Genomic DNA, 12864 nt, shown 5'->3' on the forward strand with positions numbered 1-12864 from the left:
AGCACCCACACGAGCGCGCGATCTCGCGTCGGGCGGGCGATGCCGGCATCCGGAGTCCCCGTGCCGGGTGCGTCTCAGGAGACGACGTCGATCAGCTCGCTCGGCGGCGAGCCGTGCTTGCGCACCCGCAGCACGCGGAATCCCCGACCGGTGGCGGCACGCTGCACGCTGTACCCCTCGGGGAACGTGGCGGCGAGCCAGCGCTGCAGGGAGTCCGAACCGAGGTTGCGCTGGACGACGAACCACCCGTCACTGCGTTCCGACAGGCGGGGGATCCAGTGCTGCAGCATGCCGTGCAGCTCGGACTTGCCGACGCGGATGGGCGGGTTCGAGCGGATGGTGCGGAAGGTGACGTCCTCGGGAACATCCTCCGGACGCACGGCGTTGATGTTGGTGAGGCCGAGGGACTCCGCGTTCCGCCTCACGAGATCGAGAGCACGCTCGTTGACGTCGACCGCCCACACGGTCGCGTGCGGTGACGCGAGCGCCAGCGACAGCGAGATCGGACCCCACCCGCACCCCAGGTCGAGGAAGTTCCCACCGGCGGGAGGGGGCGGGGTGTTCGCGAGCAGCACCGAGGTGCCGGCATCCACGTGGTCGGGACTGAAGACGCCGCCGGCCGTGACCACCTCGAGCTCGCGACCGGCCAGCGTCACGCGAAGGTGGCGGAGCTGCTCGGGACTCGACGGCGACGCGCTGAAGTAGTGCTCGCTCCCCATCACGTCAGGATATCGGACCGGCCCCCTGGGTGCTGGGCCGGATAAAGTGCCAGAACACGCGGAAACTGCCGCGACGAAAGGAACACATGACCGAACAGACCACACCCCCGAGCACGGACGCGTCTCCGGTGGATCCGGTGGACCGCGTGCTCTCGCGCGCCGAAGCGCACCGCGGGGTCCGGGTCTTCGGTGCGGCACAGGCTCTGCAGGACGCCACGACCGCGTACGGCGGCGACGCCGACGGCGATCAGTGGGACCGCGAAGAACGCGCGGCGCTGCGCCGCGTCGCGGGCCTGTCCACCGAGCTCGAGGACGTCACCGAGGTCGAGTACCGACAGTTGCGCCTCGAGAACGTCGTCCTCGTCGGCGTGCACCCGCAGGGGGAGCAGGCGGATGCCGAGAACTCGCTGCGCGAGCTGTCGGCCCTTGCCGAGACGGCCGGTGCCGTCGTGCTCGACGGCGTGCTGCAGCGGCGCCCGCACCCCGACCCCGCGACCTACGTCGGTCGCGGCAAGGCCGCCGAGCTGCGCGACATCGTCGCCGCGGTCGGCGCCGACACGGTGATCGCCGACACCGAACTCGCTCCCAGCCAGCGCCGTGCGCTGGAGGACGTCGTCAAGGTCAAGGTGATCGACCGAACCACGGTGATCCTCGACATCTTCAGCCAGCACGCCAAGAGCCGCGAGGGCAAGGCGCAGGTCGAACTCGCGCAGCTCGAATACCTCCTCCCGCGTCTGCGCGGGTGGGGTGACTCGATGTCGCGTCAGGCCGGTGGCCAGGTCGGTGCCGGCGGTGCCGGTATGGGCTCGCGCGGTCCCGGTGAGACGAAGATCGAGCTCGACCGTCGTCGCATCCGCACCAAGATGGCGCTGTTGCGCAAGCAGCTGCGCGACTTCGCCCCCGCCCGTGAGGCGAAGCGGGCCGAGCGCAAACGTCACACGATCCCGTCGGTGGCCATCGCCGGGTACACGAACGCCGGCAAGTCGAGCCTGTTGAACCGCCTAACCAGCGCCGGGGTGCTCGTCGAGAACGCGCTCTTCGCGACCCTGGATGCCACGGTCCGCCGCTCCGAGACCAGTGACGGCCGCGTCTACACGCTGACCGACACCGTCGGCTTCGTGCGGAACCTTCCGCACCAGCTGGTCGAGGCGTTCCGGTCGACGCTCGAGGAGGTCGGCGACGCCGACGTCATCCTGCACGTCGTCGACGCCTCGCACCCCGATCCGGCCGCGCAGCTCATGACGGTGCGCGACGTGATGGGCGACGTCGATGCGAACTTCGGTCAGGAGATCGTCGTCTTCAACAAGGCCGACCTCGTCGGCGAAGACGACCGCCTCGTCCTGCGGGGTCTCGCCCCCAATGCGAAGTTCGTGTCGTCCCGTACGGGCGAGGGCATCGACGAGCTGCGTGCAGCGATCGAGGACGCACTGCCCCTGCCGGCCGTCGAGGTGCAGGCCGTCGTCCCGTACGACCGCGGCGACCTCGTGTCGGCCGTGCACGAGAGCGGGCTCATCGTCGCGCAGGAGCACCGCGAGAGCGGGACGTTCCTGCACGCGCACGTGGGCGCTCGTCTCGCGGCCGAGCTCGCACCGTTCGGAGCCTGAAACCCTCGTGAGGGCCCCGTCGACCTGCCGGTCGGTGGGGCCCTCACGAGGTTCGGCGGTCAGCCCTTCTCGCCCTCGAGCGCGAGCGGAGGGATGCCGGGGGTGTCGAATCCGAAGACCGCGCCGAGGAAGCCGAGTTCGCGTTGGAGGGAGTCGATCACCGTCTCGGACCGTCGAAACCCGTGGCCTTCGCCCTCGTAGAGCACGTAGGCGTGGGGCACGCCGTGCGCGGCCAGGGCGTCGCGGATGGCCTCAGCCTGCGACGGCGGGACCACGCGGTCCTCGGCGCCCTGGAGGATGAGCAGGGGCACGCGGAAGAGATCGGGGCGGCCCAGGGGCGAGCGCTCGATGTAGACCGGCTCGGCCTCGGGGAGTGGTCCGATGAGTCCGTCGAGGTAGCGGGCCTCGAAGTCATGGGTGTCCTCGGCGAGGGCGCGGGCGTCTCCGACGCCGTAGCGCGAGATGCCCGCCGAGAACACGTCGGTACGCGTCACCGCGGCCAGGACGGTCCAGCCGCCCGCCGAGCCCCCCGCGATGGCGAGGCGCTCGGGATCGGCCAGGCCCGCCTCCGCCAGGGCGGATGCCGCGGCCGCGACGTCGTCGACGTCGACGACACCCCACTGCCCCTTCAGCCGATCGCGGTAGGCGCGGCCGTATCCCGTGGACCCGCCGTAGTTGACGTCGAGCACGCCGATGCCTCGACTGGTGAAGAAGGCGGTCTTCGCGGAGGGGGCGGGACCCACGTGCGAGGTCGGTCCGCCGTGCACGAGGACCACGTAGGGCGGGCGCTCGCCCGCAACCGGGGTGACGTCGGGGCTGGTGGGGGCGTACGCGAAGGCGTGCACCGGCCCGTGCGGGCCGTCGGTGGACAGGGCGCGGGCTGCCGGCATCCATTCGTCTCCCCACGAGCCGGCGCCGCCCGTGACGAGCTCGACCGCGCCGGATTCGAGGTCGACGAGCCACAGGCCCGCGCGTCCGCCCGCATCGGAACCCGAGACGAGGGCGCGTGTGCCGCGGACGTCGTCGATCGCGGCTCCCGCGACGACAGGGACGTCGACCGGGCGCACGCCGCTCGGGGCGATCTCGACGACCTCGTCGGAGCCGTTCGTGCGGACCGCGATGACGCGACCGTCGGCGGCGGCCCCGAACCACCGCGTGCCGAGGACCCAGAGACCTCCGCCGGTGTCGGCGTCGGCGGGGGCGAGGGGTTGGGCGTCTCCGTCGAGAGGCCGGCGGAAGAGGTTCCAGCGACCGTCGGGGTCGTCGGCGTAGAGCAGCTCGTCGTCGGCGATCCAGACGGGTTGCAGGGGCGCACGGCGCTCTCCGCCGGCGATGTCGCGAACGGAGCCCGTCTCGAGGTCGGCCACGCGGAGGCTCGTGGCGTCCCAGGGCATGTCGGGGTGGTTCCACGCGACCCACGCCAGGCGGCGGCCGTCGGAGGAGAGGGCGGGCTGCGCCAGGAAGTCGCTTCCCTCGGCGAGCACCTCGACCGGCCCCTCGAGGGGGATGCGCACGATCGCGCGGTCGGGGACGCGGGAGGAGCCGTGGGTCTCGCGGATGGCGAGGAGGACGCCGTGCTCCCACCTCAGGCCGCCGTGACGGACGGCGTCGTCGGCGGGAGTGAGGGGGCGCGCGGTCTCGCCCGGGCGGAGCGCGTACACGCGCTGGTCGCTCTTCTCGACGTAGTACAGCTCGCCGTCGTCGGACGCCGTCCAGGCGCCTCCGCCGTACTCGTGCACGGCGGATCGGGCGTTGGCGGGGGCCGGGAGCACCGTCTCGACCGAGCCGTCCGTGCGGCGACGCTTCACCGCGACGCGACCCGCCTCGTGCGGGACGGATTCGCCCCACCAGATCTCGTCGCCCACGAGTCGGGCCCCGTCGACGCGCGGCGATGACTGCGCGACGGACTCGGGCGTGATCGGGGAGGGCCAGGAACCGTAGGGGAGGGTGTCAGCCATGACTCCACCCTAGGCAGGGCCTCCGACATCCGCCCGGGTGCGCGGTCGTCGCGGCTTTCGCGACGGAACGGAAGAAGCCGGATGCCACCCCTCGGTGGACATCCGGCCTCGAGCCGTGCGCGTCAGACGGTGCGCAGCACCGCGACGACGCGACCGAGGACGACGGCCTCGTCGCCGAGAATCGGCTCGAACGCGCTGTTGCGGGGGAGCAGCCAGGTGTGACCGTCACGGCGTCGGAACGTCTTCACCGTCGCCTCGCCGTCGAGCATCGCGGCGACGATCTCGCCGTTCTCGGCGGTCGCCTGAGAACGGATGACGACCCAGTCGCCGTCGCAGATGGCCGCGTCGATCATCGACTCGCCCGACACTTTGAGCATGAACAGGTCGCCCTTGCCCACGAGCTGACGGGGGAGGGGGAAGATCTCCTCCACCTGCTGATCGGCGGTGATCGGCACTCCGGCGGCGATGCGACCCACCAGTGGCACCAGGGCGGCGTCGCCCAGGGCGGGGGCGGCGTCGGCGGGATTCTCGGCGGCGGCGCCGGGCAGGTCGATGAGGACCTCCATCGCACGCGTCTTTCCCGGGTCGCGACGCAGGTAGCCGCTGAGCTCCAGCTGGTTCAGCTGATGCGTGACGCTCGAGAGCGACTTGAGCCCGACCGCGTCGCCGATCTCGCGCATGCTCGGCGGGTAGCCGTGCCGCGCGATCGAACGCTGGATCACTTCGAGGATCGCCAGCTGCTTGTCGCTGAGGTTCTTCCGCCGCCGGGTCTGCGGCCGCTCGCGCCCGGCGGCGGTCGTCGCGTCGGTCATCTGTGCTCCCCTCGCGCCGCGGAAATCACGGCGGAAATTCGAATGTCGGAGGTTGGTGATGAGGTCTCCGTGTCGAAACCGTATCCGGTCGACGACCCGAATGACACGGAGCCTCGCGCGTGTCGCGTTCGATTCGTCTCCGATACACGAGGTGTTGACATTCGAACAGGTTCGAAGATAGATTCGGAATACAGATTCGCACCACCGTCCTCCCGGCCGAGGGCGGGGTGCGAATCTCTCCCCACCAAGGAGCACATTATGAGCAGCATCGCCCTCACCGCCCCGTCCACCCGCCTGCGCATCACCGCGCGCGGTCGTCGCGTCGTGGCGTTCCTCGTCTCCCTCCCCATCGTCGCCGTGCTCGCCGTGGCGATCGTCGGCGGCGGATCCGCACTCGCCTCCGGCGACGCGGGCGCTCCCGCCGGCTCGTTCACCGAGATCACCGTCATGAGCGGCGAAACCCTCTGGTCCATCGCCGAAGACGTCGCGCCGTCCGCCGACCCGCGTGATGTCGTCGCCGAGATCGCGCGTCTCAACGCCCTGCCCGGCGGCTCCGTCTCGGCGGGACAGCGCATCGCGATCCCCGCCGAGTACGCTCCCGCGGCCTGAGCGCAGACCCCCCGCTCGCGCGCCTCGACCGTTCTCGACGCCTACGATGGGTGAGGTGACCGTACGCCTCGACGACCTTCCTCTTCGCGACGATCTGCGGGGCATGACCCCGTACGGAGCTCCCCAGGCAGCACTGCCCGTGGCGCTCAACGTGAACGAGAACACGCATCCCGTTCCGCCCGAGGTTGCAGACGACATTCTGGATGCCGTCGCCCGGGCGCTCCGCGACGTCAACCGCTACCCGGACCGGGAGTTCACCGGTCTGCGCGAGGCCTTCGCCGGCTACCTCGGCCACGGCCTCAACCCCGACCAGATCTGGGCGGCGAACGGCTCGAACGAGGTCCTTCAGCACATCCTGCAGGCGTTCGGCGGTCCCGGCCGGACGGCGATGGGCTTCGCGCCCACGTATTCGATGTACCCGATCCTCACGCGGGCCACGGGGGCCCGCTGGATCGCGGGTGAGAGAGAGCACGACTTCTCGCTGTCTCCCGAGTCGGCGGCCGCGCAGGTGCGCGAACAGCGACCCGACATCGTGTTCCTCTGCGCCCCGAACAACCCCACCGGCACTCCGCTGCGCCTCGATGTCGTCGAAGCGGTCTACGACGCCACGGACGGGATCGTGATCGTCGACGAGGCTTACGAGGAGTTCGCTCCGCGCGACGAGCCCTCGGCCGTCTCGCTGCTGCCCGACCGCCCTCGTCTGGTCGTCTCGCGCACGATGAGCAAGGCCTTCGCCTTCGCCGGTGCCCGCGTCGGCTATCTCGCGGCCGATCCCGCGCTGGTCGACGCCCTGCGTCTGGTGCGCCTGCCCTACCACCTGAGCGCTCTCACCCAGGCGGCCGCCACCGCCGCGCTGAGCCACGCCGAGACAATGCTGTCGATGGTCGACGAGATCGTCGCTCAGCGCGACCGGATCTCGGCGACGGTGTCGGCGCTGGGGTACACGGCGCACGAGTCGTGGACCAACTTCGTGTTGTTCGGGGGCGTCGAAGACCCGGCGGCGACATGGAAGGCGCTCTACGACCGCGGCGTCCTCATCCGCGACGTTGGCATCGCCCACCACCTGCGGGTGACCGCGGGCACGGCCGACGAGACCACCGCGTTCCTCGACGCGCTGGCCTCGGTAGGATCGCGATCATGACCGGCCCCGCCTCGCCCCGCACCGCATCGATCACGCGGGAGACGAGCGAGTCCCGCGTCGAGCTCGAGCTCGACCTCGACGGCCGTGGCGTCAGCGACATCTCGACGAGCGTGCCGTTCTTCGACCACATGCTCACCGCGTTCGCGAAGCACTCGCTGACCGACCTGCGGGCCCGCTCCACAGGCGACACGCACATCGACGCCCACCACACGGTCGAGGACACCTCAATCGTGCTCGGGCAGGCCATTCGTCAGGCGCTCGGCGACAAGTCCGGCATCGCCCGTTACGGAGACGCGCTCGTGCCGCTCGACGAGGCCCTCGCGCAGGCCGTGGTCGACATCAGCGGTCGTCCCTACCTCGTGCACACCGGCGAGCCCGCGGGCTTCGAGCACCACCTGATCGGCGGTCACTTCACCGGTTCGCTCGTGCGTCACTCGTTCGAGGCGATCTCAATCCACGCCGGCCTCACGGTTCACGTGCGCGTCCTGGGCGGACGCGACCCCCACCACATCGCAGAGGCCGAGTACAAGGCGCTCGCCCGCGCGTTCCGACAGGCGAAGGCCCTCGACCCGCTCGTCGACGGGATTCCGAGCACCAAGGGCGCGCTGTGACGCGCAAACCCGTCGTCGCGGTCTTCGACTACGGCTCGGGCAACGTCCACTCAGCCGTCAAGGCGCTCGTCGAAGCCGGCGCCGATGCGCGCCTCACCTCCGACCGCGGTCTGCTTCTCGACGCCGACGGGCTGCTGGTCCCCGGTGTCGGGGCGTTCGGCGCGGTCATGGGGGCCCTGAACGACAGCCGTGGCGGCGAGATCATCGACCGTCGTCTGGCGGGCGGCCGGCCGGTGCTCGGCATCTGCGTGGGCATGCAGGTCATGTTCGAGCGCGGCATCGAGCGCGGCACCGACACCACGGGTCTGGGGGAGTGGCCCGGAACCGTCGCCGAACTCGAGGCGCCGGTCCTGCCGCACATGGGCTGGAACACGGTGAGCGCGGGTGAGGGATCTCGCCTGTTCGACGGCATCGAGAACGAGCGCTTCTACTTCGTGCACTCGTACGCGGCGCAGGACTGGTCGCTCGAGGTGACTCCGCCGTTCCCGCAGCCCTCGGTCACGTGGTGCACCTACGGCTCGCCGTTCATCGCCGCGGTCGAGAACGGTCCGCTCTCGGCCACTCAGTTCCACCCGGAGAAGTCGGGCGAAGCCGGCATCCGGCTCCTGTCCAATTGGATCGACGGCCTGCGCACGACTACTGTGTGACCTCGTGCCCCGGCTCGGCGAGATGCGCCGAAGGGTGCGAGGAGCCATGAACGATTTCGCGTCCACGCCCGAACTTGTGCTGCTTCCCGCGGTCGACGTCGCCGACGGCAAGGCCGTCCGTCTGACCCAGGGTGAGGCCGGTACCGAGACCAGCTACGGCGACCCCGTCGACGCCGCCGCCGACTTCGCCCGCCAGGGCGCTCAGTGGATCCACCTCGTGGACCTCGACGCGGCCTTCGGGCGCGGCAGCAACGCGAGCGTCATGCGCAAGGTCATCAAGCAGGTCAAGGGCGTGCAGGTCGAGCTCTCGGGCGGCATCCGCGACGATCGTTCGCTCGAGGCCGCCCTCGAGAGCGGCGCGAGCCGCATCAACCTCGGCACCGCGGCCCTCGAGAACCCCGAGTGGGCCGCCGACGTCATCAACCGCTACGGCGAGGCGATCGCTGTGGGTCTGGACGTGCGCGGAACGACCCTCGCGGCCCGCGGGTGGACCCGCGAGGGCGGCGACCTGTGGACCGTGCTCGACCGACTCGAGGACGCCGGCTGCAGCCGCTACGTCGTCACCGACGTCACGAAGGACGGCACGCTGCGCGGCCCCAACATCGAGCTGCTGCGCGAGATGACGCAGCGCACCCCCAAGCCGATCGTCGCTTCCGGCGGCGTCTCGAGCCTCGACGACATCGCGGCTCTGCGAGACCTCGTTCCGCTGGGTGTCGAGGGCGCGATCGTCGGCAAGGCGCTCTACGCGGGCCAGTTCACCCTGGCCGAGGCGCTGGATGTCGCCGGACACTGACGGTCCGCACGACCACGCCCACGGAGCCCACGCGGATTCGGCGGGGGTTCCGTGGGAGGGCCGCAGCTTCCAGGCGAACCCGCATTCGGGTGACGACGGTTCGGCCGACCCCGCGCTGCTGGCCGCGCTCCTGGCCTTCCGCGCGGGCGAGGGGGACGCCCGCGCCATCGTCGACGCCTATCGCGATGCGCGTCTGCTGATCCCGCTCGTCGCCGAGAAGGGCGACCACGGCGTCGGAGCGCACGGCCTCGAGGTCGACAAGACCCAGGAGTTGTCGATCGTGACGGTCGCCGCTCCCGACGGTCGCAAAGTGCTCCCGGTCTTCACGTCGGTCACGGCGCTGCAGACGTGGGATGCCGCCGCACGACCGGTGCCGGCCGACGGGCGCCGCACGGCACTGGCGGCGGCCTCGGAGGACACCGAGCTCATCGTCATCGATCCCGCGTCCGAGACGGAGTTCGTGATCCGCCGCCCTGCCGTGTGGGCGATCGCGCAGAGCGAGACCTGGGAGCCCGCCCACACGTCGCCGTCGATCTTCACCGGCCTGCAAGAGAGCATCGCCGGAGAGCTGGCGGTCCTCGATCTGGCCGTCGAGTCGGGCGACCCCACCGGTCGTCTGCGCGGACCCGAGCTCGTCGTGCACCTGCAGCTCATGTCGGGCCTCGAGCAAGAGGAATTGGATGCCACGCTGGCGCGCCTCGCCCGGCGCTGGTCGGCGGACGATCGCATCGCCGTCCTCGTCGACTCCCTGACGGTCAAGCTCCACCGCAGCACGGAGGCCTGATCGCGGCGCCGTCACCAGAACAGGACGGCGCGTCGAGAACAGGCCGATCCGCCCGCCAAGCGCCTGTTCGCATGGCGTCCCCTGTCCTCATGCCGCACGGGCCCCGCTCACGCCCCCACGGGTATCACGGAACAGGTGGCCTGCGGCACCGGACGAAGGGGTGCCCCTTCCCCAAGCCAATCGGGCCAGGAGCCCCGCTCATACCCCTATGGGTGTCACGGAGGATGTGAGCTGCGGCGGGAGGGGGCATTCCGGAGCCCGGGACCACCCCAGAACGACAGAATTACGTGACGGGACCCGTCCACTTCTCGCCCGGCCCCTTACCGATCGGATCCTGAATCGTCGACGCCTCGCGGAAGGCCAGCTGCAGCGAGCGGAGGCCGTCGCGCAGGGAGCGCGCGTGCATGTCGCTGATCTCGGGCGCTCCGGCGGTGATGAGTCCGGCGAGGGCGTTGATGAGTTTGCGGGCCTCGTCGAGGTCGAGCTGCTGGCCGGGGTCGTCGGCGAGTCCGGTCTTCACGGCGGCGGCGCTCATGAGGTGGACGGCCGCGGTGGTGATGACTTCGACGGCGGGGACATCGGCGATGTCGCGGGTGGCGGAGGATGCGGCGCGCTCCTGCTCCTCCCAGCGGGCGAGGCGCTCGTCTTCGGCTCCGTGGCGGTGTGCGCCCTGGTCGTCGGCGGGCTGGTCGGAGGGGATCGTGTCCACGTGAATCTCTCTGCTAGACTATGGCGGGCTTCGGAGTGTTTCACTCCGTACGAAAGAGGATCACATCCCACCCGCGCTTGCCGCTCCAGGCTACCGGGTTCCCGCACTCCGCTCCGTTTCGCACGGGGTTGCCTGGGTGCAGAAGCCGGTGCCGAAAGCACTGTGCCGGGTGGCGTGTCTCCTCTTCGCCCGCGATTCCGACGGATCGCGGCGGCCACCACCCGTATGAAAGAGGAGTTCCGCATCAGCGATCCCCGCACCAACGAGCGCATCCGAGTCCCGGAGGTCCGTCTCGTCGGACCCAACGGCGAGCAGGTCGGCATCGTCCGAATCGAAGCTGCGCTGCGCCTGGCCCAGGAAGCGGACCTCGACTTGGTCGAGGTCGCGCCGAGCTCGAAGCCGCCCGTGGTCAAGATCATGGATTACGGCAAGTTCAAGTACGAGGCCGCTCAGAAGGCCAAAGAGACGCGTCGTAACCAGGCGAACACCGTCCTCAAAGAGGTCCGGTTCCGTCTGAAGATCGAGGCTCACGACTACATCACCAAGCTCAAGCGCGCCGAGGGATTCCTCCAGGCGGGCGACAAGGTGAAGGCCATGATCCTGTTCCGCGGTCGCGAGCAGTCGCGTCCCGAGCAGGGTGTCCGTCTGCTTCGCAAGTTCGCCGAAGACGTCGCCGAGTTCGGCACCGTCGAGTCGAACCCCACGATTGACGGCCGCAACATGGTGATGGTGGTCGCTCCTCACAAGAACAAGTCCGAGGTCAAGACCGAGCAGAACGCGCAGCGCACGGCGAACCGTGAAGCCGCGCGGAGTGCCGCTCGAGGCGAATCGGCACCCACAGACGAAGCTGCCCCGGCGTCCGCCGAGTAAAGCTCCCCGACTCCCGCTCCGCCGGGAACCCCAACGAAGGAAGACAGATGCCGAAGCAGAAGACCCACTCGGGCGCCAAGAAGCGCTTCAAGCTCACCGGTAGCGGCAAGCTCATGAAGCAGCAGGCCGGCATGCGCCACAACCTCGAGGGCAAGGCCTCCAAGCGCACCCGTCGCCTGAACCAGGAGCAGGTCCTGGCCAAGGGTGACTCCAAGGTCGCCAAGAAGCTCCTCGGCCTCTGAGCGCCGACGCACGTTAGGAAGAATGAGAAATGGCTAGAGTCAAGCGGGCAGTAAACGCCCACAAGAAGCGTCGCGTCATCCTGGAGCGCGCGTCCGGTTACCGCGGTCAGCGTTCGCGCCTGTACCGCAAGGCCAAGGAGCAGGTCACCCACTCCCTGGTCTACGCGTACCGTGACCGTCGCAAGCGCAAGGGCGACTTCCGTCGTCTGTGGATCCAGCGCATCAACGCCGCGTCGCGCGCCAACGGCATGACGTACAACCGCTTCATCCAGGGCCTCGGCCTCGCGGGTGTGCAGGTGGACCGTCGCATGCTCGCCGAGCTCGCCGTGAACGAGCCCGCCGTGTTCGCGTCGCTCGTCGCGACCGCGAAGGCTGCGCTGCCCACCGACGTCAACGCGGCGAAGACCGCGTAAGACACGTCTTCCGAAACGGGCGTCCTCTCCGGAGGGCGCCCGTTTCGTCGTTCCCGCGGGTCGTTCGCGCGGCGTCCCGGGATGCATTCCTCCGGGGCCATACACTGGGGACGTGCTCGAGAACCCCCGTTCGCCGCGGGTGCGCGCCGTGGCCAAGCTCAGTAAGCGCGCTGCCCGCCAAGAGACAGGTCTGTTCCTGCTCGAGGGTCCGCAGGCCGCTCGCGAGGCGCTCGCGTGGGCGCCCGAGACCGTGCTGGAGGTCTACGCGACCCCGTCCGCCCTCGAGAAGCACACGGATGTGCGTGACGCTGCGGAGCAGGCGGGTGTCGATCTGCAGATCACCACCGAGGCGGTGCTCGACGCCATGGCCGATACCGTGACGCCCCAGGGCATCGTGGCGGTGGCTCGTCAATCGCCCACCGCGTTGAAGGACATCCTGGCGGGGGAGCCGCGCCTCATCGCGATCTGCGAAGAGGTTCGCGATCCCGGCAACCTGGGCACGATCATCAGGGCCGCGGATGCCGCGGGGGCCGACGCCGTGATCCTGACCGGCCGGACCGTGGACCCGTACAACCCGAAGGTCGTGCGCTCCACCACCGGCTCGCTCTTCCACCTGCCGGTCGCGGTCGATCTCGAGCTCGCTGATGTCGTCGCCCGCGCGCACGAGGCGGGCCTGCGCATCGTCGCCGCCGATGTCGAGGGCACCGACTTCCTGGCATCCCGAGAGCTTCTGTCGGAGCCGACGGCCTGGTTGTTCGGCAACGAGGCGCGGGGGCTCGAGGAGTCCGCCCTCGCGCAGGCCGACCTCGCACTGCGCCTGCCGATCTACGGTCGCGCCGAGTCTTTGAACCTGGCCACCGCGGCGAGCGTCTGCCTCTACGAGACGGCTTTCGCGCAGCGCGCGCGCTGACCCCTGCTGTTACAGAACGGTTAAGGCGTGCGCAGGAATGTG

At 70.1% G+C, this 12864-nt stretch carries 15 protein-coding genes; 11 read left to right on the forward strand and 4 right to left on the reverse strand.

Going from position 1 to position 12864, the window contains the following annotated elements:
* Positions 1-74 precede the first annotated feature (74 nt).
* Positions 75-719: a class I SAM-dependent methyltransferase gene (locus tag ASE56_RS08810; RefSeq protein WP_056227417.1), complete on the reverse strand. Its 645-nt coding sequence runs from the start codon at positions 717-719 to the stop codon at positions 75-77.
* Between the two features lie 86 nt (positions 720-805).
* On the opposite strand from ASE56_RS08810, the gene hflX reads away from it, so the two are divergent.
* Positions 806-2323: a GTPase HflX gene (hflX, locus tag ASE56_RS08815; protein WP_056227420.1), complete on the forward strand. Its 1518-nt coding sequence runs from the start codon at positions 806-808 to the stop codon at positions 2321-2323.
* Between the two features lie 59 nt (positions 2324-2382).
* Here the strand turns inward: hflX and ASE56_RS08820 are convergent, their stop codons facing one another.
* Both ASE56_RS08820 and lexA read right to left on the reverse strand, forming a co-directional pair.
* The gene (locus ASE56_RS08820; protein ID WP_056227424.1) at positions 2383-4281 is read right to left on the reverse strand and encodes a prolyl oligopeptidase family serine peptidase; all 1899 of its coding nucleotides are present in this window, start codon (positions 4279-4281) and stop codon (positions 2383-2385) included.
* Positions 4282-4403: 122 nt separating this feature from the next.
* Entirely contained in the window at positions 4404-5093 is a 690-nt protein-coding gene (lexA, locus tag ASE56_RS08825) for a transcriptional repressor LexA (RefSeq protein ID WP_056227427.1), read from the reverse strand.
* A 258-nt stretch (positions 5094-5351) separates the two neighbouring features.
* On the opposite strand from lexA, the gene ASE56_RS08830 reads away from it, so the two are divergent.
* From ASE56_RS08830 to ASE56_RS08855, 6 genes are read left to right on the forward strand one after another with little or no spacing between them, the layout of a single operon-like run.
* Positions 5352-5702 (forward strand): LysM peptidoglycan-binding domain-containing protein, encoded by a 351-nt coding sequence (locus ASE56_RS08830; protein WP_056227430.1) that lies wholly within the window; start codon positions 5352-5354, stop codon positions 5700-5702.
* A 46-nt stretch (positions 5703-5748) separates the two neighbouring features.
* On the forward strand, positions 5749-6843 hold the full coding sequence (locus ASE56_RS08835) for a histidinol-phosphate transaminase (RefSeq protein ID WP_074694247.1): 1095 nt from the start codon (positions 5749-5751) through the stop codon (positions 6841-6843).
* The gene (gene hisB / locus ASE56_RS08840; RefSeq protein ID WP_056227433.1) at positions 6840-7454 is read left to right on the forward strand and encodes an imidazoleglycerol-phosphate dehydratase HisB; all 615 of its coding nucleotides are present in this window, start codon (positions 6840-6842) and stop codon (positions 7452-7454) included. The genes ASE56_RS08835 and hisB overlap by 4 nt, the downstream gene beginning before the upstream one ends.
* Positions 7451-8101, forward strand: coding sequence for an imidazole glycerol phosphate synthase subunit HisH (hisH, locus tag ASE56_RS08845; protein WP_056227436.1), 651 nt, complete (start codon positions 7451-7453; stop codon positions 8099-8101). The genes hisB and hisH overlap by 4 nt, the downstream gene beginning before the upstream one ends.
* A 46-nt stretch (positions 8102-8147) precedes the next feature.
* The gene (gene priA, locus ASE56_RS08850) at positions 8148-8894 is read left to right on the forward strand and encodes a bifunctional 1-(5-phosphoribosyl)-5-((5-phosphoribosylamino)methylideneamino)imidazole-4-carboxamide isomerase/phosphoribosylanthranilate isomerase PriA (protein ID WP_056227439.1); all 747 of its coding nucleotides are present in this window, start codon (positions 8148-8150) and stop codon (positions 8892-8894) included.
* Complete coding sequence (locus tag ASE56_RS08855) at positions 8878-9678, forward strand: SseB family protein (RefSeq protein ID WP_056227442.1); 801 nt, start codon at positions 8878-8880, stop codon at positions 9676-9678. Before priA ends, ASE56_RS08855 begins: the two co-directional genes overlap by 17 nt.
* 283 nt (positions 9679-9961) lie before the next feature.
* Here the strand turns inward: ASE56_RS08855 and ASE56_RS08860 are convergent, their stop codons facing one another.
* The gene (locus ASE56_RS08860) at positions 9962-10378 is read right to left on the reverse strand and encodes a DUF1844 domain-containing protein (RefSeq protein WP_056228482.1); all 417 of its coding nucleotides are present in this window, start codon (positions 10376-10378) and stop codon (positions 9962-9964) included.
* Between the two features lie 234 nt (positions 10379-10612).
* Between ASE56_RS08860 and infC the strand changes: the two genes are divergently transcribed.
* The 4 genes from infC (at position 10613) to ASE56_RS08880 (ending at position 12822) form a co-directional block, all read left to right on the forward strand.
* Positions 10613-11257 carry a translation initiation factor IF-3 gene (gene infC / locus ASE56_RS08865; protein WP_074694251.1) on the forward strand — a complete coding sequence of 215 codons (645 nt, stop codon included), beginning with the start codon at positions 10613-10615 and terminating at the stop codon, positions 11255-11257.
* A gap of 47 nt (positions 11258-11304) precedes the next feature.
* Complete coding sequence (rpmI, locus tag ASE56_RS08870; RefSeq protein WP_013583375.1) at positions 11305-11499, forward strand: 50S ribosomal protein L35; 195 nt, start codon at positions 11305-11307, stop codon at positions 11497-11499.
* A gap of 29 nt (positions 11500-11528) precedes the next feature.
* On the forward strand, positions 11529-11912 hold the full coding sequence (gene rplT / locus ASE56_RS08875; protein ID WP_056227445.1) for a 50S ribosomal protein L20: 384 nt from the start codon (positions 11529-11531) through the stop codon (positions 11910-11912).
* A gap of 112 nt (positions 11913-12024) precedes the next feature.
* Positions 12025-12822, forward strand: a complete 798-nt coding sequence (locus ASE56_RS08880) for an RNA methyltransferase (protein WP_056227447.1) — start codon at positions 12025-12027, stop codon at positions 12820-12822.
* Positions 12823-12864: the final 42 nt, after the last annotated feature.

Origin of the sequence: Microbacterium sp. Leaf203 (assembly GCF_001421275.1) — a bacterium.
Taxonomy (GTDB): Bacteria; Actinomycetota; Actinomycetes; order Actinomycetales; family Microbacteriaceae; genus Microbacterium; species Microbacterium testaceum_A.

What these genes read in the sequence shown, in the direction of transcription:
- ASE56_RS08810 (WP_056227417.1), bottom strand. Translation starts at nt 719, where the DNA reads ATGGGGAGCGAGCACTACTTCAGCGCGTCGCCGTCGAGTCCCGAGCAG.
- hflX (WP_056227420.1), top strand. Translation starts at nt 806, where the DNA reads ATGACCGAACAGACCACACCCCCGAGCACGGACGCGTCTCCGGTGGAT.
- ASE56_RS08820 (WP_056227424.1), bottom strand. Translation starts at nt 4,281, where the DNA reads ATGGCTGACACCCTCCCCTACGGTTCCTGGCCCTCCCCGATCACGCCC.
- lexA (WP_056227427.1), bottom strand. Translation starts at nt 5,093, where the DNA reads ATGACCGACGCGACGACCGCCGCCGGGCGCGAGCGGCCGCAGACCCGG.
- ASE56_RS08830 (WP_056227430.1), top strand. Translation starts at nt 5,352, where the DNA reads ATGAGCAGCATCGCCCTCACCGCCCCGTCCACCCGCCTGCGCATCACC.
- ASE56_RS08835 (WP_074694247.1), top strand. Translation starts at nt 5,749, where the DNA reads ATGGGTGAGGTGACCGTACGCCTCGACGACCTTCCTCTTCGCGACGAT.
- hisB (WP_056227433.1), top strand. Translation starts at nt 6,840, where the DNA reads ATGACCGGCCCCGCCTCGCCCCGCACCGCATCGATCACGCGGGAGACG.
- priA (WP_056227439.1), top strand. Translation starts at nt 8,148, where the DNA reads ATGAACGATTTCGCGTCCACGCCCGAACTTGTGCTGCTTCCCGCGGTC.
- ASE56_RS08855 (WP_056227442.1), top strand. Translation starts at nt 8,878, where the DNA reads ATGTCGCCGGACACTGACGGTCCGCACGACCACGCCCACGGAGCCCAC.
- infC (WP_074694251.1), top strand. Translation starts at nt 10,613, where the DNA reads ATGAAAGAGGAGTTCCGCATCAGCGATCCCCGCACCAACGAGCGCATC.
- rpmI (WP_013583375.1), top strand. Translation starts at nt 11,305, where the DNA reads ATGCCGAAGCAGAAGACCCACTCGGGCGCCAAGAAGCGCTTCAAGCTC.
- rplT (WP_056227445.1), top strand. Translation starts at nt 11,529, where the DNA reads ATGGCTAGAGTCAAGCGGGCAGTAAACGCCCACAAGAAGCGTCGCGTC.